Source organism: Paenibacillus sp. PastM-3 (genome assembly GCF_029893965.1).
Taxonomy (GTDB): Bacteria; Bacillota; Bacilli; order Paenibacillales; family Paenibacillaceae; genus Paenibacillus_AQ.
Window position 1 is genome coordinate 1 of the sequence record NZ_JARXXP010000039.1, and the last position, 25,658, is coordinate 25,658.

The window sequence follows — 25,658 nt, forward strand, 5'->3', positions numbered from 1 at the left end:
AATACTGGTGTAGTGCCTTAAATTCAGCGTTCTTTGCTACCATGGGCATCACCGCCCGGAACAGCAGAGCCCTCAGCCTTGCACGTCCACGCTTGGTAATGCTGGATCTGCCCTTTTTCTTCCCTGAACTGTTCTCTTTGAGATTCAGTCCGGCCAGTCGTATAATCTGCTGTCCATGCTCGTAATCGCTCAGATCCCCTACTTCTGCAAGGAATCCTGCTAAGGTGACCACCGCCACGCCCGGCACGGTCAGCATCTCTTTCGTTCCTGGAATTTCGGTAAGAAGACGCTGCACCTCGACTAGAATTTCTTCGAGTTGTCTGGCGAACATTTCGTACTGCTCCAGAAGTGCTTTAATCTCTATTTTGGCTGCTGCAAGACCTTCGGTGAGTCCGATGGAACTTCGTGCGGTTTCAACCAATTGCTTCGCTCGTTTCGTTCCTACGGCGCGCTTCACGTCCTTCTTCCATCTCTCCACAATAGCCTCTGTACCGAGCGCTACGATCTCTTCTGGCGTCGGAAACTCGCTTAGCGTAATAAGGGAAGCTTTACCCTCCCAGTCTTTAAAAACCTCTGTATACTCCGGGAAAAAGCGATCCTGCCAATTCTGCATCCGTCTTTGCACCTGCCCCAGGTTTACCATGATCTTTTCGCGAAGATTCATGAGAATCCGCAGATCTGCATAGACGTTTGTCGGCAGTTTCGGTTCGCTGTACTTCCCGTTACGCACTAAATCGGCAATGACTTTTGCATCTTTATAGTCGTTTTTCGTCGGTGAGTTATCTTCCAGTTCTTTGCTTTTCTGAACATGATGCGGATTGACGATGACGAGTGGAATGCCTTGCTGCCCCAAGTACTCAGCAAGGTTGAACCAGTAGTGTCCGGTAGGCTCAATGCCAAAGAGGACGTCACTCTTGGCATGTTCCTGCTGAAGCTCCTTCATCCACTGCACTAGTTCTTCCAGTCCGCTACGAGTATTGGAGAACACGCAGTCCTTTCCCAGTTCAATCCCCCGATAGTCGATGGCACGAGCTACATGGATTTCTTTAGCAATGTCTGCGCCTACGACAAGGGTCTTGTCAGAAATTCGCGTAATCCGTTGATTCTGTTTCTTCGATTGTTTATACTTCATAGTGAGCGTCCTCCTTTTAATTCGGGCAGTGAATGGCCAACATTCCATGACCCAGCATACAGGAGGCGCTTTTTTTGTTCAAACCTTGAATTAATTCATTACAGGAATGGCTCCTAGTTGTTAATACTAAGAACTTCGGACACAAAGATAATAACGCTATCCGTTATTATTATCAATATTTGCAGTAAAATAGCAAAAGAAACTCCATTTTATCGTTGTTTTATATTGTTAATTTGCAAAGTATAACGAAATCCGATATTTTATAGAATGGAGGGATCAATATGGATGTGTTTGGTGAACGGATTAAAGAAAGAAGAAAACTCGGTGGGGTAACACAAGCAGAATTAGCCCAGGCAGTAGGCGTTTCGCCTCAAGTTATTTCAAATTGGGAAAGAGGATATACGCAACCCAATAGAGATGAATTGTATTTACTTGCGAAAAATTTAGATATAGGATCGGATTACCTCGTGGGATTAGTCGACTTTCAGAGTAGGTTTTATGAATCCCGCCAGTTAATTGATCTCATCGAGTTGTTAAATTCCGATATTTCATTAAAATTCAGTGATTATTCACTTACCGCGCAAGATAAATTGTTTGTGTCAAATATACTAACCCTAGTGGTCGAACGAGAAAAAAACAGAATACCCGGTTAAGCTTTTATTTTTTTCGAAATTCTAATATATTAATTGATTAATATATTAGTATCTCGAACATCGGTAACATTTCAATAATGTTCCACTGTGCAAATGTGCATAGTGAAAGGCATGCGAAAAAAATTCGCATGCCTTTATTTTCATATCAGCAATACTTTTCATTTTGTGGTCTATTTAATACGTGTAATTAATTCATGATAAGAAATTATAGAAAAATCAAGATTCTTGTACCTAGAGGTAAATAGTTTGTTAGTTACCATATAAGGGATAACTTCATAGTCCAACGCATCCAATTTTAATGCAGCTATGATCTTACTAAGATTATTCTTTATATAGTTAATCCTTCTCTGAAACTTCTCATCATCTTTGTGTTGGTAAAAAAAGCTCTTTTGTTGCATTTGATCCTCATAGATAGAACCTACTTTTTGAAGTACTTTGCTTTCGATCAGCCATATTTCTTTTTTTGTTTTATCTACTGCTATAACATCATAGTCACCTAAATTACCCGGAAAATCATTCCGAGGAAACCTTGATGCCAGTTCTATTTCCGGAAGAACAGGATAAAAGCCTTTTTCTAGAAAGGCATTTGCTATATCTTGTACCATTTCATCTTCATATCTTTTTTTCCATTTTGTGAGTACTAATTTCACATTTTCCATGTTTATTTCAAAAGGAATATACCATTCTAAAAAACCGCTTTTCCAATACGTGGTTAATTGTTTAATAACAACAGGTGAAAATATACATTTACCATCTTGCATTACTACAGGCTTAACATCAAATCTGTTATCACGTTTTTCACGATCCCAAAATGGTAAAATATCATGAATTGTACCATTAAGGATTTTTAATTTATTGCAATCTAATGTTATAAAATTCAGGGCGTTCTCAGCTTTTTTCTTATCTTCATCTTTGAGTTCTAAAAAAAGCGTAAGGAAGTCATTAATTAATTTATCTGGTTGGGCTTGAAATACATTTGGATAAACTTCTTCAATAAAAGGGTTCTCTATAACTTGTAACTGTAAATATTCGAGCAAAGAGATCAGCATACCCAGTTCAATTCCGGTATCAACGAAAAAGGCACTTGCACATTCGATCAGATAATCCTTATCTGTTTCATCGTTCTTTATTGAGTAATCTTCTTGCTCGTACTTACGACGAAGTATTTCCTCATACTGTAGTACTCCATTTTCAGAAAAAATATTATCGACCTTGTACTCATCATCAATTTGAATTAACACATCAAAATCGGTAAAGTGGCACGTATCAGCATTGTCTTGTAGCACAACAAGCCAGTCAGCAAAAGCTAAAAGATTTTCAAATTCATCTTTATTACAATCGGAAGTATTATCCTGATGTTGAATTGCAAGATTACTTTCTAATAAATACTGGGCCGTTCTTAAATTGCGTCTATACTTTTCTCGGATATTCCTTGTCTTCTCTTCAAATTCTTCTTGAACAACAGGATCTAAATTAGTAAAGCTTGAATAGCGCTTGCGATTAACAATTATTCCGTGCAATTGAGTAGTGTAATAGCCTAAAGCTTTTGTGTGTAAATTCTTTTTACTGTATTGAGAGATTTGATCTTCAAATACTTTTACGATGGATGTTTGCATTCTTCTAATAATACGAGTTGCAGATTTCCCATGATATTCTCCTGGCTTTGCCCCTGCTGAAAAACAAACTCTTGCAATTTCCTTTCTTGCTTTCACAAAGTTATGTGCTTCTGTTTGAACTCTAATTGCCATATCGGAATAATAATAGTCTTGTTCAATAGTAAAAACGCCCACTTCTTTTTTTAGTGAAATATCTTTAATGACAGCGGACTCTAATTCTAAAAAGGAAGACTGATTACGTTCTCTCAGCGGCTCTAATAGCTCCAAAAAGTATGCAGATTCTACACTTTTATCACTAGCATTCATCATAGCGAACATTAGGTCTTCTTGATTCACAGCATATCGAATAATTATTGTGTCTGTATCAATATAAATATCACTAAATACATATTTCTTGTTTCTATTTATGGTGAAACCAGAATGGTCAACTTTTTTTGCGTAATGCATAGGCATAAACATAACTTGAAGCACTTTACAATATAGAATTGGGAACCCAGCAAGTATTTCGCCATATCTGTTAAAAAGACGCTGATTTAACTCATCAATTGTTTTCAGCGCCGTATGATTATTCGGTGAGAAATCTTCTTTTATAAAAAATTCAACATTCTGTGCGAGAAAAAGGAACGTGGATGGGCCAATTTTCTTAATTTCACCACCAAAACCTAAACAGCCTTTATGTTCAACATGTGAGTAACCCCACTCACCCTCCTTAACTTTCCAACTATATGGATCCGCAAACATTTTGGATTGTAAATTAAACGGATAATTCATAAGCTCCTTAGTAAAATACTCATAAACATACTCATCTGTACTTCCATATGAAATAGAAATTGAATTGTACTCAATTGCGCCTGAAGAGATATGATAATGCGCATTTTTCCAAGTAAAGAACAGATTACTTTTACCGCCTATAACCATTATTTCTGCTTTTTCTGTTTTATAATATTCTATGAATTCTATCAGTTCATTAAAATCCTCCATAAATCCTAGCATATAAAACAAATCTAAAGCAGAACACGAAAACAGCTCTCCATATTCACCCAAAAATGCCCCATGAGCTGTAATATCGGTGAATGGCTCTATTAGCAAAAAATGAACTGGCATCTCAGATAAAACATCAAATGCATACCCCCCTTTTAATTCTTTCCTGTAATACGTCTCACAAAGTTGCAGCTGATTGCTCTCATGCAATAAATTAAATGCCTTGATTTCAGCGTCAATGCTTTCATGATTATCAAAGTCACCTTTATCTATTGCAACTAATACTTTACCTTCGCTAACAGCTATAAATGCTAAACGGTTATTTGTAAATGGTTTTCCTGTAACTCTATTAAAAATTTTAGGTGCAATGAGAACTCGTGAACGATCATTATTAGAAAAATTGAAAGTATTTTCTATTAACTTCCCCCATGTTAACCTGATATGGTGATGGAATTCTTCAGCCGTTGCCAAAGAAAGCAGCTTTTTGTACAAATCGACCAGAATTGATGCATTATAAATTGGGTAATATTCTTTCTTATAAACGAAGAAATGACGCATTTCAATTGGACATTCTTGATATCCCATTATTTGAAATGCATGCTTAGAAAGTTCTACAAACTCTTTTGAATTAAACAGAGATTTCGCTGCTACCCAAAATTGTTCTGAGGGCATCTCAAATACGATATCATAATCTTCACCAGGAGAAGATATGTTACTATCAGTCAGCATATTTATTATTTTTTGGTTATAATGCAATACAGCCTTAAGTTCACCTTTCATTTCAAGAGCTTCGGCTAACTCAGGAAGAAAATTCATTACAGCATATACCTGTTCGTGACCAGTACCAATTACTACGGGATATGTCTCACCATCAACAATTATTTTAACTTCACCAAAGTCATTTAGTGTCAAATCTTCTCTATAGGTAATCGGCAAATAAATAGAAATTGCATCAAAGAACTCTTTGAATTCTGAATATTGCTTAATATTTCGGTTACCGAACTTTGTAGTATTACTTAATGAATGGTTAAGTGTTAATGCTTGTGCTAACGCCGAACGATTATCGGCCCAAGAATTGATGCAAAATATAGCTCTGGTGACATCATCAATGGTATAAAGGGATATGATTTTTTCAAGCTCTTTGGAGGTAGCCTCAATATATTCGAAATCAGAAACACACTCTTCAATCAGGACCGTATTTGTATTTGAAGCTTTCCTTAATGGTTTATTAATACAGCACTTTTTGTACTTCTTCCCACTTCCACAAATACAAGATTCATTACGACCAATCGCCATTTCCAAATCCTCCCGCCATTTTACTTAGGTATTAGACAACCAGAATTAACTTATCTTCAGATGAGCTCCTAAATCAATTATGTAGAACGCAATTTCTAATAGCTGTTTAAAAAATTTTCATCTTCACCTCAATAAAAGAGTATAAAACAATCCTATCAAGATAATTTTTTGTATATTAATCGAATAAAACTTCCACTTTCTTCGACGACTTAGGCGGTATGAACAACGAGTAAGTACAATAATTATATAATAATTCTGAAACGAAACCAAACATAAGTTCCTACGTAATACGCTTATACATAAATTTGGGAGGAAAGTAATATGAGGAGAAATACAAATACGAACAACCAACAAGATCTTTCTTTTGGAGAAAGAACAGGAAGATTAGTTCTTGTAACTACTGTAATTGGCGTTTTAGGAGTCGGTTATTATAAGCTTTTAATGCTTGCTATTAACATTCTCTCTACCAAAATGTATATGAAATTTCCTCTTTCAATAGAGCACATTATTGTAACTTGCATGCTCTCTACTGGATGCCTAGTTCTATTAAGCGCAATTTACTATTCTTATTGCGAATTTTCTGCCCTTAACTATACGCAAAGGGGAGTAATGAGGAGGAAAAATGTCAATAGGGCAGACGAAAGTTATTCTTCCCTGTTCAAATTTTCTTCCTTATATGCAGGCATCTCAATGATAGTTATTTTGTTATTCATATTAACTGTTGGGCTTATCTTTCAAAATCGTTTTGTTATTGTCATTACATTTTTAGTTATAGTTCCCTTCATAATTGCATTGCTTTTCAAGAAATTCAGAAAAGAACTACGCAAAGGAATAGTAAAGCTGCGAAAGTACGTGATGAAAAACTTGAAAGTAATAGGCGCGTGGTTCTTTACTGCTTATCTTGTATTAGCCATCTTAATTTTTGCTATGAGCAATTTACAAAAACCGAGTTTTTTAATTAACTTTGTCAATGATAAAACAGTGCCAATTAAGTTTCATTTTGAAAACAAAATTCCAGAGAAAGTGATCCTGGGCTTTTATTCTACAGATGATAAAGGAAATAATGCTGTTCTCACCCAGGAGGTAGAAGTAAATAAACTAGATTTTAAACGTTCATTTATAGAGGTGACTGAGAAGCAGATTTCAGAGGAAGCATCGTCTTCTATAGCTAACTTCCTGAATAAAGAAATGAATAAAGGTTTGAATGAAGCGTACCTACCCGATAGAAGCCATTATGATTATAAATATGAAATTAATTCATCTGATTTTTTGAAATCAGGGAAAAATTTTGTGATTATTCAATTCGAAATAAATTCCTTGAGTAATAATCGAGCCTACAAAGTTGTTAATGAAATTGATGTTGAAGATGGAAAAACATTTATAATTAATAAAGAAGAGTTCTCATCAGGAAAATAAATAACGTTCTACATAGATTTTATTTTCTACTGAGAATATACGCAAAAATGAGCCGTCCTCAACATGCAGGACGGCTCATGATGTAATATGGTTCCATACTTTCTTTACTGGTTCCACACTTTTAACATTGGTTCCATACTTTCTTTACTGGTTCCCTACTTTTTTGTCACTAGACAACTGTTCGAAGAAAATAAAGTATTAGACTGACGCTGTTGATCTGACGCGGTTTTTTTGGTTACAAAATCGTCAGGTATCGAGAAATAAGTTTTAGACTGAGTGTGAAAATTATAATGAGGCGGAAGCGAATCGAAAAAATAAAGTATTAGACTACGCCATACCAATGTTTTTCGCTCACAGTTATCAAGTTCTGTGGTAAAAGACGTTCGTTCACAGCCTTATTTGTTTTCTCCTTGAAATAGCGCGATATCCCATGATCCATTCCCAAAGTGAATCCATTATCCTTAATTACTTTTTCAAGCTTGTGGGCCATATTAACCCCATGTCCAATACTAATAAGCTCATGGTGGTTATCATTTCCGATTGTCGTCGCTACAGTGGATTCACCTGTCCACATACTCATTCGATACCCTGTATACCCCGATCTAGTCATGTACGTTTGAATTTCGTATGCAGCATTAGCAGCTCTAGATTTGGAAAATGTTAGATTCGGTTCATTTTCAAGTTTTAGAAAATGAGCACTAATACCATCCCCTGGGAACTTTTCCACAATACCGTTATTTCGATAAATGATGGCGGTCAAGTTGCTAAACATTTCAGCGTAAGTGTTGATAAAATTCTGCTCACCACGATCACGAATGTTGGCAGATGATCCTTCCAAATCAAACACAAATGTTACACCTGGTATTTCTAGGATGGCGTTATCACCGATTTCTACATCAGTGATAGAGAAATGTTCTCGAATTACCTGGAGATCTAAACTACCATAGATTGACCTTTTGGTAAGTTGCCCAGCTTGAAATAGCTTACTAAGATCTCCTGGGCTTAACGACTTTTTTAATAAACGCTTCATCGGATTCTCCCCTTACTTTTTGTACAGTATCAGCAGAATTTATATTTCACCGTTACATAAGCAACCAACCAGCCACACCTGAGATAGCGCCTGAGGTCAAGAAAATCATTGCTCGTTCAAAGTTTCGATATTTCTTTATGCATACATGTGCTAATGAATAATTCTGGGCGGCCATATCCTTAAGAAATTGTCCCTCCGGTTGTTGTATAAGATGACTATAATAGTCATTTATATTCGAGAAAGAGCCGATTCCTCCCCATGAGTGATATAGTTGTGTATTTTTAACATAACGGGGCCAAAGTACTCTATACAGAATATAATATAAAGAAACAATTAGTAACAACAGAGCAACCATTAAGAGCAAGTCAGACAATTTCAGAGCAGTAATTACCCAACTACTCTTCAGTGTTTTTGCAAACACCCCAATCAATGCGATGTTAAAACCAAGGGCAATTCCTGCTTTTGTATCTGCAAATTTAATGTAATCACTAATATACACCGAATTATGCTTATGATAATCAAACTCTCTATTACTATCCATTTTATTTCACCCCATACCAGAATTCTTCAGATTTAATTTGTTTTTTTAGATCTTCAGGCATTGCAAAACGATATGCCGACCCATTTCTGTATATATTAGTGTACACACTATAGCAATCTTCATCCATTCCAAAAATGCAATGTTTGTCTTTGATTTCCTTTTCAAGCTTATGAGCAACATTCACAGCATGACCGATAGTTATCCACTCCTCGTGTTCTTTCCCACCTATAAGTGCTGCAATAGTGTCATCTCCATAAGATAGACTTAGCCTGAATCCCGAAGTCATTCCTTCATTCGTAATTAAATAATTTATTATTTCATTAGCTGTTCTAACGGCATGGGTTATACAATTTACAATTCCTAACTTATCCAGTGTTGTATTAACAAAGTGCATACTGATGCCGTCTCCAGGAAATTTTTCAATAATCCCTTTGTGAGCATAAATTATTTGTGTTAGATTTCGGAATATATTTTGATGCCTTACAAAATAATCTTTTGCTCCGCGCTCCCTAATACTTAGTGATGAGCCAGCAAGATCAAATACCATAGTTGCTGCCGACAAATTCACATAGTTTCCTTCAATTCCATTAGGCAAATCTGAGATAGATAGGTGTTCCAACAACTGCCCAGCATTCAAGCTATTTATCAAATCCTGAACAGATTTATAACTATAGCTTTTCATTCTTAAGACCTCATTTATGTTGAACTTAATTTTGAAGCTGCTAAATTTCTTAATGGCCGTCTGTTGTCATTTACATATATACTAAACTTATCTCTTGCCATTAACGTATAATCCCTATGGTATAATGAGCATACCATATTATGGTGACCGTTGTACTTCGTAGACTGATAACACTCCAACCTATTGTTGTACTTTTCCATTGGGAATGACAATGCGCTCTCTTTTGTAGCCTCTTCCCCCGAATTCTCAACCCGCCATTTAATATAGGAAGGCTTAACAAACTTAGTATCTAACACATACTTTAGGTTTAAACCCTTCTCAAGTGCGAAACTGTTACTCCTATACTCGATCTCTTTCCCATCAAGTATTAAGTAACATTTAACTTCAAATTGATCTGGCGAGGATATTATGTCTCCACCCTCTTTTGGTAAGAATGAAAATTGGTTTAGGTACTTGTTCCAATTAAATAACCTCATTGAGTATGTGGGTGATTTAAGAATATACTTATCTTCAACTACTTGGTAATTCTCTTGATAAGTTTTTACATCCAAGAATGAGTTAGGGAGGTCTAAATAAGTGTATATATTTTCTCCAATCATAATATTATTTCCATTTGCTCTCGATTGTAATTTTGCAGCCAAATCGGTATGAAGGCTAGTGGTCGTAATTTCTGTTATATCACCAATACCATATTTGGACCACAGAACACTCTCATTATCTCCTATATCAATTCCAATGCGAATCTTCAAGGGCTCAAGCCCATTTTGATCAAAGAATTTAGTTAATGTAGTCTTATTAAATGCTTGCATTAACGACGCAGCATTTAATGCATTAATAATAGCATCCGATTTTTTCATCCCTCTATGTCCAAAAAACGCAAATACTGCATCACCTTGCAATCTATGAATATGCCCATCAAAAGCTTGGAATATTTCAATTGCTGATCTTAATATAGCATTCTTGTAGAACCGTACTTTTGGTAGATCAAATTTTAAACCAAGACGTGTGGAACCTGAAATATCCATGAACACCGAAACAATATACTGGTATTGATATTCATCATCCCTTAGCTCGCAGAAATCAGGATGGGCTCCAATACTAAATGAAAAGCAATTTTCAGGCTTCCCAAATAGTCTTCTTATTTCTGCTAATGGAGGTCTAGCTGTGTCTGGGTGCTGATTATTCGACATTTCAAAAGCCACAGACTTCTTTAAAATTTCATCTTGTTTTTTCTCAAATAGTTGATCAAAAATACTGCTCATCCTTACCATTTAATCACTCCTATAAAATAGGCATAGCTAAAAAGGTGACTTTTAGCTACGCCAGATGTCTGTTAGTATTTAAATTCTTCTGTCTCTGCCTGTGCCATTAACTCCGCCTGTTGAAGCACCAAATCAATTGCCATCTTTTCAAGATCAGGTGGATATCCGTATTTCTTCAGTAACCGCTTAACCGTAATCCGCATCTGAGCCCGGACATTTTCCCGCAGAGTCCAGTCCACCTTGATATTGTTCTTAATCGCTTGTGTTAACTCATGAGCAATCTGCTTAAGAACCAAATCACCCATAAGCTCCTTCGCCGACTCATTCGATGCCAACGCATCATAGAAGGCTACTTCTTCCTTAATGAGGCCGAGATCTTCGCCACGCTTAACGGCTGCGTTCATCTCTTTAGCCATCTGGATTAACTCTTCAATGACCTGGGTTGTCTCAATTGTTCGATTGTTATACTTACGAATCGCTTCATCGAGCATTTCAGAGAACTTTTTCGACTGCACGATGCTTGTGCGAGATACAGCCTTCACCTTCCCTTGAAGGAGTCTTCTGAGAAGCTCGACTGCGAGGTTCTTTTGCTTTAACCCGCGAACATGCTCCAGAAATTCATTCGATAAAATCGCAATGTTAGGCTTCTGTAAGCCAACCGCTTCGAGAATATCGACGACTTCATCGGACATAACCGATTTGGAAATCAGCTGATTGAGCTCCGCATCTAACTCATTCGTCGTTTTCTTCTTGTTCTCTGTGGTAATGATTTTGACGATTCCCGATTTTACTGCTTTATAGAAGCTAATTTCCAGGTTGACCGACTTCGCAGCTTCTGTCGTTGCGCATAGCGCATAGGCCTTTGTCAGCTCCGTGGTCCAATTAACAAAATTGCGTTTGCCTTGATCGCCGAGCCCAAGCACATAATCAACAGTCTCGACAATTGCCTTCATCCGTTCGGAAGCTTTCTCCGACGCATATTTCGAAAAGTCGTGTCCATGCAATTGTTCACGAATGAGTTGGATACGCTCCAACATGAAATCAACTGCTTGGTCCGTATCAATTCCCGCAGTCTTGCGGTCATTTTCCGTGTATTGCTGGAGTGCCGACTTCAACATATCCGCAATTCCGATATAGTCTACGATCAGACCACCTGGCTTGTCACGGAATACGCGGTTAACACGGGCAATAGCCTGCATAAGATTATGACCCTTCATCGGCTTATCAATATACATGGTGTTCATGCTTGGCACGTCAAACCCGGTCAACCACATATCACGCACGATGACGATCTCCAGCGGGCCATTTAAATCCTTCATTCGTTTGGCCAGATGCTCACGGCGCCGTTTTGTCCCGATATAAGGCTGCCATTCCGCTGGGTCGCTTGAGCTTCCGGTCATAACGATTTTTATTTTGCCTTCATTGTCGTCATCACTATGCCAGTCCGGGCGAAGAGCGACAATCTCCTTGTAGAGATCGATAGCAATACGCCGCGACATGACGACGATCATGGCCTTGCCGAACATGGCTCCTTGGCGCTGCTCATAATGTTCAACCATATCCTTCGCGACCTTTTTGATCCGTTTCTCCGCACCGGCAAGCGCTTCAAGACGCGCCCATCTGGACTTGAGCTTCTCTTGCTGAGTATACTCTTGATACTCGGTAATCTCTTCATATTCTTCATCGATAACCGGCCGTTCCGTATCCGACAACTCCAACCGGGCAATCCGGCTCTCATAGTAAATCTTGACGGTCGTACCATCCTCCACAGCCCGAGTCATATCATAGATGTCAATGTAATCACCAAAAACAGCCGGAGTGTTCTTATCCGTCAACTCAACCGGTGTTCCAGTATACCCGATATAAGAAGCGTTCGGTAAGGCATCACGCATATATTTTGCATAGCCGTACTTGATGTTGGCTTTCTCATCCGATGCGACCATTTCCGCTTGAAAGCCGTATTGACTGCGATGTGCTTCGTCCGCCATTACGATGACATTACGACGGTCTGTGAGGACAGGATAATGGGATTCACCTTCTTCAGGTGAGAACTTATGCACGGTTGTAAAAATAATCCCGCCCGACTCTACCGATAGCAGCTGCTTTAAGTGAGCACGGTCTTCGGCGTGTTGCGGAGTTTGGCGGAGCAAGTCTTTCGATTTGCTAAATGTTGCATACAACTGATCGTCCAGATCATTACGGTCCGTGACAACCACAATTGTCGGGTTATCGAGAGTCAGGACCAGTTTGCCTGCATAAAAGACCATAGACAGGCTTTTACCAGAACCTTGTGTATGCCAGATGACGCCTATCTTGCGGTCGCCTTCTTCCAGGGTCGCTCTTTCCGTAGCGGCAATCGCCTTATTTGTGGCATGGTATTGGTGATACCCGGCCAATATTTTGAATAACTGCTCCCCGTCCGTCTGAAACAAGACAAAATGCTTGATGATATCAAGCAGACGGCTCTTCTCGAACATTCCCTTAATCAGCACTTCAAGCTGCGGCAGGGAGGAGGATGCAACATCCTCTCCATCAATGGTACGCCACATCATGAACCGTTCCTCGTCAGCCGTCAGTGTCCCTACTCTGGCGTTGACTCCGTCGCTGATGACCATAAAGGAATTGTATGTGAATAGGGACGGGATCGCCTTTTTATAAGTCTGCACCTGATTGTAAGCATCACTGATTCCCACTTCTTCATTAGAAGCGCTCTTCAGCTCTAGAACCGCAATCGGAAGGCCATTGACGAACACCACAACATCCGGACGTTTATCGACTTGGTTCTCAATCACCGTAAACTGATTCACCACAAGAAAATCGTTATTGTCGACGCGTTCCGGATGCGTATCAAACACCCAGACTTTTTCGGTCGGATAATCACCATTGCCATTTCGATACTGGACATCGATGCCGTCCGTGATCATCTTCTGGAATGCTTTGTTATTGATCATCAAACTCGGACTACGAGGCACTTCGATGATACGAATCGCTTCCTCGATGGCCTCACGCGGTAGGTGCTTATTGATACGAATGAGTGCTTCACGTAGGCGTTCTATCAGAATGACATCCTGATAGAACTGCCTTTCAGGGTATTCTCCTTCAGGTGAAATCTCCGGACCGTAGGCTTTGTTGTAGTTCAGTTCTTCGAACCATTCCAAAGCCGCTTGTTCCAAGTCGTTCTCGGTGTAAGATGTGGTGTATAGGACCATGGTGCACCTCCTTTAGTTAGGTACTGGAGTATTGGGCTTTGCTTTCAGTTGCCAGGGGTAGGTCTGAAGATTTAGAAATGGGATATTCTTCATTCAGAGGAACTCGAATTTCTCCTGACATGAGTTTAGAAGCTAAGGAGTCCCTTGTTTTTATTAAGATCTCATTTTCTATATTGGTATTGATTATTTGTGTAACTATGGGGTTAATAACTTGACTGAAAGCACTTAGTATATCGTAACATGGGTAGACGATTTGTAACCGTTGAAGATCTTTTACTGTAACATGTCCCAGTCCTGTAGTCTGCTTTCCACCTGCTATACGAGCAAACGTGCTTTTCATATATTTTAGTAATGTATATATATATCCTCTTAGTTTTACATCGCCCGGTACTACCTTGAAAATATGCTGATTTAATATCCCGTTTCCTCTATACCATATAAAGGTATCAATTGATGTATCCGGATTACCTGACCAGGAGAATAGAATATCACCATTGTCTAAGTAATATTTCCCATCCTTTCCCATTGCCTGATAAAACTTAGTTTGTTGTGTTATCCCACTCTTTAATTCTGCTATTTTAATGATCGGAACACCTGCCCCCCCAATTTCGTCAGCTTTAAAAGAGGTGCCATTAATAAAATCTGCCATGTCATAAATAGGTTTAAGTGTCCAACCTTTCGGAATAAAACCCAATTCACTTTCCTCAAACTCGCCATCGCTGGACTTATACGGTTCACCGTTTTCATTCGGGAACTCAAAATCCACAAACCAACGTTTGAAAAGGGCTTGGGCCATTTCTTCGAGATTTTTGTTAATGGCATTATTCAGTTCAATTTTGTCGTATAAGGGTTGTAAAATGGAAATGATCTGATTTTGCTCTTCAAGTGAAGGCAATAATACTTCAAAATTTTTAATCTGCTTTACACTAATATGAGGGATCGAAGTCCCGGTTTTTATGCTATCGATATAATTAATAAATCTCTCATTATCGATTAAAAAATATACATACTCTTGCCTAATATTATTCAATGCTCTTAAAGCAGCAACACGTTGTACTAACAAAAGGGGTAAATCTTTTTCACTTATTTTTGCGTAATTCCTTCCCACTAGGGACCCGTCCATTCCAATCACAATATCATCTTTCAGTAGTTTATATTTTAATAAATCATCAGAAACATTGCTCCAGTATCTTGTATCTTCTCCCCATCTTAACGATCCCTTGGTAACGTTTTTTCCTCTTACAAGCCTTATTCCTTTTTCATCCGTGTTAAAGTCTTCACTTTTGAATGGAAATCCGGTAATAATAGATACACAATCTCCCAAACTTTTTTTAGAATACTCAGAATTCAAACCCAATCCCTCCAAGCCGCTTGCGAATCTCGTCTTCCAGATGATGCGATTTAGCAAATTGCTCAGCCAACTCCGATGTCAGCCGAGCCATCTTATCTTCAAACGGCTCACTGTCTTCTTCGACATCCTCAATACCTACATACCGACCAGGAGTCAAAATATATTCATGCTCTTGCACTTCCGTAAGTTTCGCAGCTTTGCAAAAGCCCTTAACATCCTCATATGCTCCTGCTTCAGCCTGCCCGCGCCAGGCGTGGTAAGTATCCGTTATCTTCTTGATATCTTCCGGCGTCAGCTCACGATGTGTACGGTCAACCATTTTCCCCATTTTGCGGGCATCGATGAACAGAATTTCGCTGCGACGGTCACCAAGGCCTCTCGGAGCTTTATTCTTTGCCACAAACCAAAGGCAGACCGGAATTTGCGTCGAATAGAACAACTGCCCAGGAAGCGTTACAATGCAATCCACTAAATCCGCATTAACCAGTTTGCTCCGAATGTCCAATTCAGCCGTTGTACTCGTAGACATCGAACCATTCGCCAATACGAAACCGGCTACACCACTTGGAGCCAGCTTGTTCACCATATGTTGAATCCAGGCGTAGTTGGCATTTCCAGCTGGCGGAATTCCGTACGACCAACGGGCGTCATCGATGAGCCTCTCACCGCCCCAGTCACTAATATTGAATGGAGGGTTAGCCAAGATGTAATCGGCCTTCAAATTCTTGTGCAGATCGTTATGGAACGTATCCGCATGATATTCGCCCAAGTTGCTGTCAATTCCGCGGATTGCCAAGTTCATTTTGCACAGTTTCCAGGTTGTCGGGTTCGATTCTTGGCCATATACGGCAATATCTCCGAGCTTACCCTGATGCTCTTCGACGAACTTCTCACTCTGAACGAACATCCCTCCAGAGCCGCAACAAGGGTCATAGACACGCCCCTTATATGGTTCAATCATTTCTACGAGCAAGCGAACAACGCTATTTGGCGTATAGAATTCGCCGCCATTCTTGCCCTCGGCGCTGGCGAACTTGCTGAGGAAGTATTCATATACCCGTCCGAGTATATCCTTGGATCGGCTATCTTCATCGCCAACTTTGAACGAGAACAAGTCTATAACTTCCCCAAGACGTGTTTTATCTAGGGCAGGTCTTGCATAATCCTTAGGCAAAACACCTTTCAGCGATGCGTTCTCTTTCTCAATGTCAACCATTGCCTGGTCAATGATTTGGCCAATTTCCGGTTTCTTGGCATTGTTCTTAATGTGGCTCCAACGAGCATCCTTCGGCACCCAGAAGATATTCGCAGCAACATACTCGTCACGATCTTCGGGATCCGCATAAGGTTCATTGCTCAGTGCTTCATATTTCTCTTCAAAAGCATCCGATACATATTTTAGGAATAATAGACCTAACACAACGTGCTTATACTCCGCCGCATCCATGCTGCCCCGTAGCTTGTCGGCCATGCTCCATAATTTCTCTTCAAAACCCAGATTTGCTGTTGCCATTCTTAGTTCCTCCTCAGTAGAGCTCGCTGTAAATTTCGTTCTTTACTTGCTCCCATCGATCCGTAGCCTCACGAATCTTTTGCTTATACCATTCTTTTTCCTCATTGTAGCGATTTACCCGATTATTCTGCTCCTCGTGGGGAAGAAGAGGGAGTTCTATTTCTCCCACATCTGAGGGATTCAAATTTAGAACGGTTGTCCCTCGCTGGAAGCTCTGGATCAGTGTCGTTCCAACCGGACTTTCCAGAAATATCTTTGCATATCCGCTACTAATGGACTCTTTAAGTCGAATGACGATAATGTTGGCAGAAGCTATTATCGTTCCTTCTGTTTCTGGAAAGACAGCCAGTTTATTCACTGTACCTCGACAAGCCATGATTAGATCTCCGGAAAGAATTTCATAGCGTTTGACCTTCCGTTCTTCTTCATCGATTGTCTCCAACTGATCCGTTCGTACTTCGCCGTCTTCAATGTTGGAGATATTTAATACTTTGATGTTTCCTGCTCTAAGGTCTTGCTTAAGAACAGATTTGCCACGGAATATATCTGCCACATCCCTTAATTTCACCTTAGGAACAGGCGCTTGTTGAAAGGATCTCAACGTATCTTGATCTTCATCAAGCATCATATCAATTCGCCAGTTCTCAAGCCGTGCAAAAGCTTCAGCATGAACTGAAATTTCTCGTTCTGGTTCCAAGAACATCTTCTGAAGCCTTAGACGACCTATAATCACTTGCTGTGAAGGTGACCTTCCAAACTCAATCTGATAAGTCTTGACCGACATATAAGGCCGAAATAACCCATCAGGCAGCATATGTAAGGTTTGGACAGGAGCCAATTCATTTATCTGTTCTCGCCACTGCGCGTTAGGCCCAGATTGAAACAACATCCGAGCAGGGAGTGTAACACTTATTCTCCCGTTATCTTGTAACAGTGGAATTAAGTGATTAACGGCAACACCTTCCGAGTCTCTAATGATTGCATCTTCAACCTCATCCATCTTTATTCCGAATTTCGGAATGGTTAAGATAGCGTCAACCTTCTCAGACAGAGGCAATGGTTGATAAATCGATCCCTGTATAATGTGGACATTCGGATAAGACTCGAAATAAGTCTTCAACAGCTTGGCAATGATGTAATTCTCGGTTATCAACGTAATCGTAAGCGGGAGCTTATACAATTGACTTTCGGCCAGACCGCGCAAGTATTTCTCTGCTTCAGCAATCAACAGCGTTCGATAATGGTGTTCTTCACACATGTCTTTAAATCTGTCAACAATGCTCGTATGAACGACAATCTCGCTTGTTATCCGGTCTTGTTGTATTGTCTGTATGGCATAATCTAATAAATCCATATCTTTGCCTACCTGGTAGAGCCTAAAGAACAAATCCCGATCGCCAGGGAAATGTCCGAACTCACGCTCACCCGCATACTGATTCATCCACTGGAAAAGCATTTCAGGCTCCAGAATGGATTTATGTGCTGCTCCTTGCAACTGTAACGCTCTATTCGTCTGAACAACCCGCACGGCTTCTCGTAGCAATTGATCCCTTGTGCTAATGTTATGAAGTAAGCAAATATTCCAGAATGTTTCGATCAATATATCACCCTCTAGCACTAGGAAGTTACTCCTAAATAATACCACAATAAAATCGAGTATTACAATACTAAAAAAAAGAACTGACATCAGTCAATTCTTTAGTTTAGCAATTTCCCTTTAAGTTTTATTGACCAGTCACGCGGACTATCACCCTGATAATGCTTTAGCTTTTCAAAATGTGCACCAGAACATTGGCTCAGAATGTACTGATCCCAATGCCCACCTTTTTGTACTAATCCGTCGAGAAGTTGCGTGATTGTTCTCTCAATAGCTTTTAGATGGATTAGATTGGTTGGATCGAGTATTAGCGTCGAGATCGACCAATTATCCGGCCGTGCAACCTCTAGTATGTACTTTGTAAACATACTATTGGATACTTGAACAATTGCACAGGTCCGGCGTGTACCATTCGGACATATTGAAAACCGTTTACCAGGAGGAATTCGCACTATAGACATTCGAATGGAATATGAAGTCATTTCCTTCAGTAGTGTTATCATTTTGAAAAAGTCTTCAAGCCCAATAGCTTCAGAGATTGGAACCATCTCTAAACTTTGAAAATCTATAGGTGGAGTATCGCCGCCCACGATTGAATCTTGAACACTGACCTGTCTAGGTTGGTCCAGACTTTTACCGCCTCTACCTGTATTAACGACCACATCGTCTCCCGCATGCGTTTGTTTCACATTTTTCTTTTGAGTTCTCACGACAGGAAAATTAATAAATTTCACAAAAGTAGGAGGTGTTTCAAGTACATCCTGATTTGTATCTTCTTTTGCATGTTCACTGTTATCATTAATTATAACGTCATCGTTCTTGAATTTATTGGGTGTCCTTAACCGCCTGTCTCCATAGACTGATTCCTGCCGCTTTTTGGAGTGATGCCAGAAGTCAATTTCGGTTGCCGGATGCCTGAAGCCGGCGAACCCCACGATTTCTTTCACCAAAACCATATTCATGAATTGATCGCCCCTTACTATCAGTTCGATTGGACCGGTAGAGGGAAGCTCCACATCAAGAGGATTCCCCTTTCTAAATGCCTTCTTTGGATTAGTAGGAGACTCAGCTATTGCTCTACTTAACAATCTTTGATAAATGGAATTCCACATGGTATTTATTTGGGAGTCCAGATAAATCCAAGACATATGACGGGCGTTACTCTCATTAGCCATTGTATTAGGTACCCGAGTTCCTAAATGAAAGTGAAGAACATTATTCTCAAATTCACATCGTTCAATTAGTTGTTCTAGACCATGGGGCTGCATCAGCGAATATGCAATTAGCCGCGAGTTAATAAACATTGCTCTAAGAAGCTCGATAACAGGAATACAGACCGTTATATTCCCCACTGTATACTGAATAATATTTTGCGTTCCTAACTCTGGATTCTTCCCGAAGTCGATGAGACGTTTTGGCAATTGAAATCCATTTACAACCTTCCCCTGATCAAGTGAAGGTATGGTGAATGTATAGGACGATCCGCTCATCGGGCGGACTTGATTAAGCACACCCTTCGTGTATATTTGGCCCATTCGTAATAGAGGGATTGCGCCCCAGGCTCGAGACAGAACTTTAACCTCACCTCGTGCTCTTCTAAAGGCAACTCGAATTCTCCAGTCACCTTTATAATCCGTGTACGGCGATCCGAACCAAATAAGTTCAACATCCTCATTTTCTTCAAAAGGCCAAGGACTGAATTCTACTGAAGCCACTGCGTCGCCACCCTATCTGCAAAGTTCAAGTTATGTAATCCTTGACCACTATAAAAATCAAGCGCCTCAGATACCGCACTAGAATAACCTGGTCGTATTCCGGTCTTTCTGATTAGTTTCCATCGTTTAATGGGAAACTCATCATTCATATGTTCTGCTACCCATCCGATCCTGCGTATTTTAAATTGATCAACTGTTTCGAGACGGTTCGATAATATAGCCATCGTGATCGGAAGCTTATCTTTATGCTTTTCAATTAATGCAAGCTTTCCAATACGTTTGCCAATTGAGGCATATGTAATTCGAATAGGCTTCCTATCCCGATCAGAAAGCATCATATTGCAAGCCTCTTCAACCTCCCAGCTCAATTCGAGGTCGCGCTTCTCCCAGTCAACACGAATGTAGCGTGCATTATGCGCATTACATTTCTTTTTGGAAGTTCCCTTTTTTATTGTTAGGGGAGACGCAGACGATAAGATCACTTCATTGCTGAAGCTCTCATGTTCCGGATTAAGCCGTGCGTACTTAATGACGGTATTTGTATCCACGCCAAGCTTCTCGGCGGCAGCTCGGTACGATAAACCCTTGTCCACATATACCGTTAGTTGATTCTTCCAGACAGGTCCAAAGGCTTTAATGCGGCCGATTCGATAACGATCTTCCGAAGTCAGATCCGGTCCTCTTCTGGAATAACAGAACCCGCAGCTACAAGAAAATGTGCCTACCGGTCTCCCAGTATCTGAACAACGCGTAATTTTCAAGTGAGTGATACATGGTTCTCTGTAATGATCCGCAGCCTTATTTAGACATGGCCACGGGCCTATACCAAAGGGAAAATGGCTCGTATTTCTTTGCTCCAGGAAGCTACTGAAAGAACCAAAGAGGAACCGTATAAGCAATAATCGTCTTATAGGGTGAACGGCTCTGCGAGCTTTCCTTGTAGACATTGCCAGCCAGGAGTAATCATTTCCATAGGTCTGACAGTTCAGGAACTCCAGCATTTCTTTGCCATAATGAGAACTCAATTTCATCTCAAGCTCGCGCTGCCGAATTCGATTGGATGGGGTCAAATAGCCTTGTTCACTTAATTTATGTAATAGAGAGTCTCTGGAATCGTATAGATGAAGTGAGTGACCAACGCTAAGCAACAACTGAACATCCTGAGCAACTTCAAGCAATCGTAGGTGAGTCCTTTCTGGAACAGGCAATACCAATGGCTCGGATTGAAATAAGTGTCTTGCGATAGGCAACACCGTTAAACCGTGCCGATCTGAAACAGGATGTGTTATTTTGTTAAGCACAATACGATGTTCTGGACAAACCATGACCCCGACAGCCTGATGTATACGGTGCCAGTAAGGCTCGCCAAATCGCTGGATATCTTCTTCATAACATGAGGGGCAGAAGTGCAATTCACTGTTTCGCTCCATGGAACTCGCTGTAATACCAACCAGCGTATGAATCCCTGAACCGTCATTGCTCCTCATCATCTGTTTTAATTGTCGGCTCCGACTCTGCGGAAGAAAGGGGGCGTAGTATGAATATAACGTATGCTCGTCAATCCATTGATCCGATGTTATACCCATGATCTGGCTTCTCGGGGATAGATTATCGAGATGACTGGGAAGATCCAATGTAGGAATAACATGATCTGTACCGAATAATTCCCGGAATGTCCATTTTGGGCTGGAGTTGTTCATCCGCAGGTGATATCTAGTAATCACGCTATAGAGTAACTCATCCGGGTAAGGGAGAGGCATAACGCCATACACATCCATACTTTCACCGCCTTCTATCCGATAAACTCCATTGGATCTTTAATATATCCGGCAACTTTGAGGGAATCGTATGCCGGCTGCTTCTGCTTCTTGCCCTGAGATACAATTACGCGTAAATCATTTGGCTCTGTCGGTTTTGACTTCACTTTCAATTTGCTTCGCGGAATAGACTTATTAGTGGAAGAAGTATTATTCTGCGCTTGTAAAGCAATCTTCAGCGCTTCTTTGTGCAAATCTACGGTATCAATTTCATGAAGATGCTTCTGTACTACAGTCTGCGCTGCTTTTAATGCGATGGCTTCTCCTATGCCAGCCTCAATCAGCCACACATTAACTTCAGACACCGTTTGCTCTTGCAAGTCATAACCAAGCTCCGTCTTTATCACCTCAAGCCGCGCAGCCTTACGCTTCTCTGCCTCAATTCGATCCAGGTAGTCATCTATAGATACGCTGTCATAAATGTCAGCAAACTTCTGAATTTGATTCTTCTTCCCTGAGCGTAACGCTTCAAGTGCTGGCTTAATCAGCGTAAATCGATCTCTGGCCACAGAGTAGATAAGTTTCGGTGTAATATGCTCGATCTCCTTGTCCAACGCACGCCACTGCGTCAGCATAAACAGCTTAATCGCAATATCCGATATACCTTGAGATTCCTCAAACATGATATCGATAAACTCTGGCGTTAATTCCACTTTTTTGTCAGTCCACTGGTACTTCCACAACCCTTGCAGAAGCCATTCCCATTCCTCATCTTTCTGAAAATGGTGCCAGGTTGCATCACCTTGCCCGCTATTGCGCCGCGCATTCCTGAATTCACCATTCAAGGCAGGCAGCGCCTTATAGGTACCAACTAGAATGACAGGAAGACCAATCGTATTCACCAGTTGGACGAAGAAGTTCAGCATTTGTGCAGCACGATCATCTTTTGCTTCCTGCAGATTCTGAATTTCATCAATGACAAGTACGCCAAGACAATGTACGGCGGCAGCCTGAGCCATAATCGGCAATAATTCATCCGTCGTTTTTGTCGTATTCTTCTTGTGATACTTCGTCCCGACCAAGCTGTCGACGGCCAGTAGAAAATTCAAACATAAGCCTCGTATAGATCCATCATGCGGACAGTCCATTTTTAGCCATACAATTTGATAGGGAGCAGGCATATCCTGACCTTTATACTTTCGATGCAAAATGACTTGCGGATACATCTGGAGAATACGCATCAGACTGCTTGATTTCCCGATTCCGGATATCCCAACCAGAGCAAAGGCTGCCGATGTCGGTGTGTTCACGGGATAACCATTTGTATGACCTTTCATAATGAGTTCATAAGCGTCTTTGCGGGCTCTGAAGGCATAATTAGGGGTAAGAGGATTTCGGCCTACATAACCATCCCTTATAAGTCTGGAGATACTCTGTTGCAATTCAAGATGTCTCGATAATGGCCGGAAGAAATCTCTCGAAATCCGCTGTACACAATGCATTCTTAAATGGACCGGCAGTTCTCGTTCAGCAACATTGAAACTCGGATTGGATGCTAACTGCTTGGCTACAGTCTTGTCGTCCCAAATAGGCGGCAAAGCCTCCAAGAGAGGATTGTTCCTATAGTCCTCAAGCAGCGGATCTTGATAATCTGCCTCCATAAAATGACCACGGCTGAAGTGAAATAATGGAACATCTATCTCGTTCACTCTTCATCACCGTCTTCCTGCAAATAGGCTTTAATCTTAGAAAGCTTGTCAGCCGGAGGTATATAGGTTTCTTGCGATTTTGTTGTTGCATCTCGGTTTATTGGTACTACGTTATCGTCCTTCGAGGTCTTTCCTTCAACTATACGAGATTCAGCTAGTTGGAACGCCTCCTGTGACCGATTCAACTGCTTTTCTCCGCTCCGATTCCCCCTGATTCCTTTAACACGCTGGTTACTACTAGTATCGCTATTGCGCAACGCCTCATTTGTCTTTTTCGTCGCTTGCTCTACAATGGCTTGGGTCTGCGCATCCAGATCAATCTTGGCCAACATATTGTTTATCTCGTGATGTCTGCCATGATATCGTTCAATCTCCAATAAGTCGCCTACTTCTTCAAATCTCTTGTTAAGATATCGTTCTTCTCGATCAAGCAGCGTGCATATCTCGAACTGTCTTCCCGCATCCAACCATAAGTAGATTTCATTAGTGGAACGCGGGTCATAGCATACTTTTACACGCCAAGTCTTGCCGACTCTGGCCTTAACGAACCATTGCTCTCGCATAGCCAAATCGCAGCCATAATGGACACCTTTAAACTGGATTCCAGCAGATGTTACTGTAGCTTCTCCCTGGGGAAGGAGGTTGAGCTTAACAATAGCTTCCGGAAGCTTCTTTAAGCGCCCCGTCCGGTTTATTATTCCCCACTGCCATAATTGATATGGGATCGGCTCAACATTATCTGCTACCATAAATTCATTGCGATCATACCAGAGCATACGGTGATTGTTGTTATGATAAAGAACGTATTGGATCATAATCTGAGTAAACTCTCGTAACGTCAATTTAGCGTCAAGACGATAATCCCGTTCGCCGCGTTCTCTGAAGCGTTCCTTGATTGCCCCCGGCACAAATCGAACACTTCTCAAGTTCACCAGACGAAACTGTTGCTCTACAATTCCTTTCCAGTCTGCTCTATAAGGCGGGGCATTCTCGACATCGACACCAAGAACGTCAATAAGCCTAGCCGGTTTATCACCCTCCAACTCACCGCGGTCCGCTGTAAGCTTTTGCGGCAAATGGCTGCTCATCCATTCCTGCTCAGTAATTTCAATGCCGTACTCGGCACAATACCTTACTTTATCAGCTGTTGTATTGGCTAAAGCCATCATGGCGCCAACCCAGCTAGGGCCTTCCAAGCCAATGTATATCCCTGTTATATAGCGGCTAAACACATCGATGACAATGTAAACAATCGGACGGCCAATAATCCATTCGCGCTGATATTCGCTAACCAGATAAACATCTGCAACCGTAGCATCAATCTGGAATCTGGAGCCTGGACCGAAGCTCTCAAGAGTAGAGCTCCCGAGTATTGGGCGGTGCTTCAGTTCATATCTCTTTTTACCGTGTCGACTCTTCAGTGTATTTGCAAGGTCCTGCTCTTTCTGAAACCAATACTTATATTGGCCAAATGTGGGTAGCTTCTCTGGAGAAGGGAGAACGGGAATCAGAGCTTGTCCTTCTTGGCGGTACCCGCTCGCGAAGAATTTTTCCAGTGTCTTTTGGTAAGCATGTTTTAAAGGAGATTTCTCCTTTGTGTTATAAAATAATCGTATTCCTGATCTCAGTAACTGCTTGGTTTCTTCGTCGATGTTTATACCTGCTGGCTCATGTTCAAACTTTCGAGGACGCCCACGTTTAGCCTCGGTAGGAGTACGATCATTGCCGTAACTACCGCAATTGTTATAGTGAGGCAGCAGCGTATTTTTCATTTTCCCGCCTTGCCAATATCTGCGTAAGTAGCGATAGATTGTACTTTTATGGACAGCAGTCCGTCCCTGGACTTCTCGAATTTGAGCACCTCTGAAGTTCTTGTCATAGCAATTTGGTTCATCAAGGACGATATCTTTGATAGTGTCCCATGACTTATCACGGAGCGCCAAATGCTCAGGGGCAGTATCAGTATCAATTACAGGGACGCTATCATTGATCCAATCCACTTGTCTGCAAAGCTTCGATGCAATACCTGCAGCATATTCCGAATAAGCTTTCATAACAGGAAAAGCCTTATCATCATCCATTGCAATGCAGTAGAGGTATTCCTCATTCCGGGAAATCCAAAGTATTCTCTCAACCTGACGCACATCGGACTCAGGCAACTGCCATTCGACTACCATATTTTCATAGAGTATCTGCAT

General features: G+C 40.8%; 16 protein-coding genes. 2 read left to right on the plus strand and 14 right to left on the minus strand.

Annotation, left to right across the window (positions count from 1 at the left end; all coding sequences use genetic code 11):
• Window positions 1-1,132 (minus strand): IS110 family RNA-guided transposase (locus M2108_RS28755; protein WP_277506443.1); only part of this gene is annotated, 1,132 nt, incomplete at its 3' end.
• A 281-nt stretch (window positions 1,133-1,413) separates the two neighbouring features.
• On the opposite strand from M2108_RS28755, the gene M2108_RS28760 reads away from it, so the two are divergent.
• Window positions 1,414-1,785 (plus strand): helix-turn-helix domain-containing protein, encoded by a 372-nt coding sequence (locus M2108_RS28760; RefSeq protein WP_277472861.1) that lies wholly within the window; start codon window positions 1,414-1,416, stop codon window positions 1,783-1,785.
• A gap of 170 nt (window positions 1,786-1,955) precedes the next feature.
• On the opposite strand, the gene M2108_RS28765 is transcribed toward M2108_RS28760, so the two are convergent.
• Window positions 1,956-5,678 carry a YecA family protein gene (locus M2108_RS28765; RefSeq protein WP_277472860.1) on the minus strand — a complete coding sequence of 1,241 codons (3,723 nt, stop codon included), beginning with the start codon at window positions 5,676-5,678 and terminating at the stop codon, window positions 1,956-1,958.
• 321 nt (window positions 5,679-5,999) lie between these two features.
• On the opposite strand from M2108_RS28765, the gene M2108_RS28770 reads away from it, so the two are divergent.
• Complete coding sequence (locus M2108_RS28770; protein WP_277472859.1) at window positions 6,000-7,094, plus strand: hypothetical protein; 1,095 nt, start codon at window positions 6,000-6,002, stop codon at window positions 7,092-7,094.
• A 322-nt stretch (window positions 7,095-7,416) separates the two neighbouring features.
• Here M2108_RS28770 and M2108_RS28775 read toward each other — a convergent pair whose 3' ends face one another.
• The 12 genes from M2108_RS28775 to M2108_RS28830 form a co-directional block, all read right to left on the minus strand.
• Window positions 7,417-8,124, minus strand: a complete 708-nt coding sequence (locus M2108_RS28775) for a hypothetical protein (RefSeq protein ID WP_277472858.1) — start codon at window positions 8,122-8,124, stop codon at window positions 7,417-7,419.
• A 52-nt stretch (window positions 8,125-8,176) separates the two neighbouring features.
• Complete coding sequence (locus tag M2108_RS28780; RefSeq protein WP_277472857.1) at window positions 8,177-8,665, minus strand: Pycsar system effector family protein; 489 nt, start codon at window positions 8,663-8,665, stop codon at window positions 8,177-8,179.
• A 1-nt stretch (window position 8,666) separates the two neighbouring features.
• The gene (locus tag M2108_RS28785; protein WP_277472856.1) at window positions 8,667-9,347 is read right to left on the minus strand and encodes a hypothetical protein; all 681 of its coding nucleotides are present in this window, start codon (window positions 9,345-9,347) and stop codon (window positions 8,667-8,669) included.
• Between the two features lie 14 nt (window positions 9,348-9,361).
• The gene (locus M2108_RS28790; RefSeq protein WP_277472855.1) at window positions 9,362-10,618 is read right to left on the minus strand and encodes a nucleotide-binding domain-containing protein; all 1,257 of its coding nucleotides are present in this window, start codon (window positions 10,616-10,618) and stop codon (window positions 9,362-9,364) included.
• A 62-nt stretch (window positions 10,619-10,680) separates the two neighbouring features.
• Complete coding sequence (locus M2108_RS28795) at window positions 10,681-13,818, minus strand: type I restriction endonuclease subunit R (protein WP_277472854.1); 3,138 nt, start codon at window positions 13,816-13,818, stop codon at window positions 10,681-10,683.
• 16 nt (window positions 13,819-13,834) lie between these two features.
• Entirely contained in the window at window positions 13,835-15,169 is a 1,335-nt protein-coding gene (locus tag M2108_RS28800) for a restriction endonuclease subunit S (RefSeq protein WP_277472853.1), read from the minus strand.
• Window positions 15,159-16,682 carry a class I SAM-dependent DNA methyltransferase gene (locus M2108_RS28805; RefSeq protein ID WP_277472852.1) on the minus strand — a complete coding sequence of 508 codons (1,524 nt, stop codon included), beginning with the start codon at window positions 16,680-16,682 and terminating at the stop codon, window positions 15,159-15,161. The genes M2108_RS28800 and M2108_RS28805 overlap by 11 nt, the downstream gene beginning before the upstream one ends.
• 13 nt (window positions 16,683-16,695) lie before the next feature.
• Window positions 16,696-18,300: a restriction endonuclease subunit S gene (locus M2108_RS28810; RefSeq protein WP_277472851.1), complete on the minus strand. Its 1,605-nt coding sequence runs from the start codon at window positions 18,298-18,300 to the stop codon at window positions 16,696-16,698.
• Window positions 18,301-18,380: 80 nt separating this feature from the next.
• Window positions 18,381-19,994: a Tn7-like element transposition protein TnsE gene (locus M2108_RS28815; RefSeq protein WP_277472850.1), complete on the minus strand. Its 1,614-nt coding sequence runs from the start codon at window positions 19,992-19,994 to the stop codon at window positions 18,381-18,383.
• On the minus strand, window positions 19,982-21,772 hold the full coding sequence (locus M2108_RS28820; RefSeq protein WP_277472849.1) for a TnsD family Tn7-like transposition protein: 1,791 nt from the start codon (window positions 21,770-21,772) through the stop codon (window positions 19,982-19,984). The genes M2108_RS28815 and M2108_RS28820 overlap by 13 nt, the downstream gene beginning before the upstream one ends.
• 14 nt (window positions 21,773-21,786) lie before the next feature.
• Entirely contained in the window at window positions 21,787-23,460 is a 1,674-nt protein-coding gene (locus M2108_RS28825) for an ATP-binding protein (protein WP_277472848.1), read from the minus strand.
• Window positions 23,457-25,658 (minus strand): Mu transposase C-terminal domain-containing protein, encoded by a 2,202-nt coding sequence (locus tag M2108_RS28830; RefSeq protein WP_277472847.1) that lies wholly within the window; start codon window positions 25,656-25,658, stop codon window positions 23,457-23,459. The genes M2108_RS28825 and M2108_RS28830 overlap by 4 nt, the downstream gene beginning before the upstream one ends.

Coding starts and splice junctions, on each gene's coding strand:
- M2108_RS28765 (WP_277472860.1), bottom strand. CDS start 5,678: ATGGCGATTGGTCGTAATGAATCTTGTATTTGTGGAAGTGGGAAGAAG.
- M2108_RS28770 (WP_277472859.1), top strand. CDS start 6,000: ATGAGGAGAAATACAAATACGAACAACCAACAAGATCTTTCTTTTGGA.
- M2108_RS28820 (WP_277472849.1), bottom strand. CDS start 21,772: ATGGATGTGTATGGCGTTATGCCTCTCCCTTACCCGGATGAGTTACTC.
- M2108_RS28780 (WP_277472857.1), bottom strand. CDS start 8,665: ATGGATAGTAATAGAGAGTTTGATTATCATAAGCATAATTCGGTGTAT.
- M2108_RS28760 (WP_277472861.1), top strand. CDS start 1,414: ATGGATGTGTTTGGTGAACGGATTAAAGAAAGAAGAAAACTCGGTGGG.
- M2108_RS28790 (WP_277472855.1), bottom strand. CDS start 10,618: ATGGTAAGGATGAGCAGTATTTTTGATCAACTATTTGAGAAAAAACAA.
- M2108_RS28785 (WP_277472856.1), bottom strand. CDS start 9,347: ATGAAAAGCTATAGTTATAAATCTGTTCAGGATTTGATAAATAGCTTG.
- M2108_RS28795 (WP_277472854.1), bottom strand. CDS start 13,818: ATGGTCCTATACACCACATCTTACACCGAGAACGACTTGGAACAAGCG.
- M2108_RS28805 (WP_277472852.1), bottom strand. CDS start 16,682: ATGGCAACAGCAAATCTGGGTTTTGAAGAGAAATTATGGAGCATGGCC.
- M2108_RS28775 (WP_277472858.1), bottom strand. CDS start 8,124: ATGAAGCGTTTATTAAAAAAGTCGTTAAGCCCAGGAGATCTTAGTAAG.
- M2108_RS28830 (WP_277472847.1), bottom strand. CDS start 25,658: ATGCAGATACTCTATGAAAATATGGTAGTCGAATGGCAGTTGCCTGAG.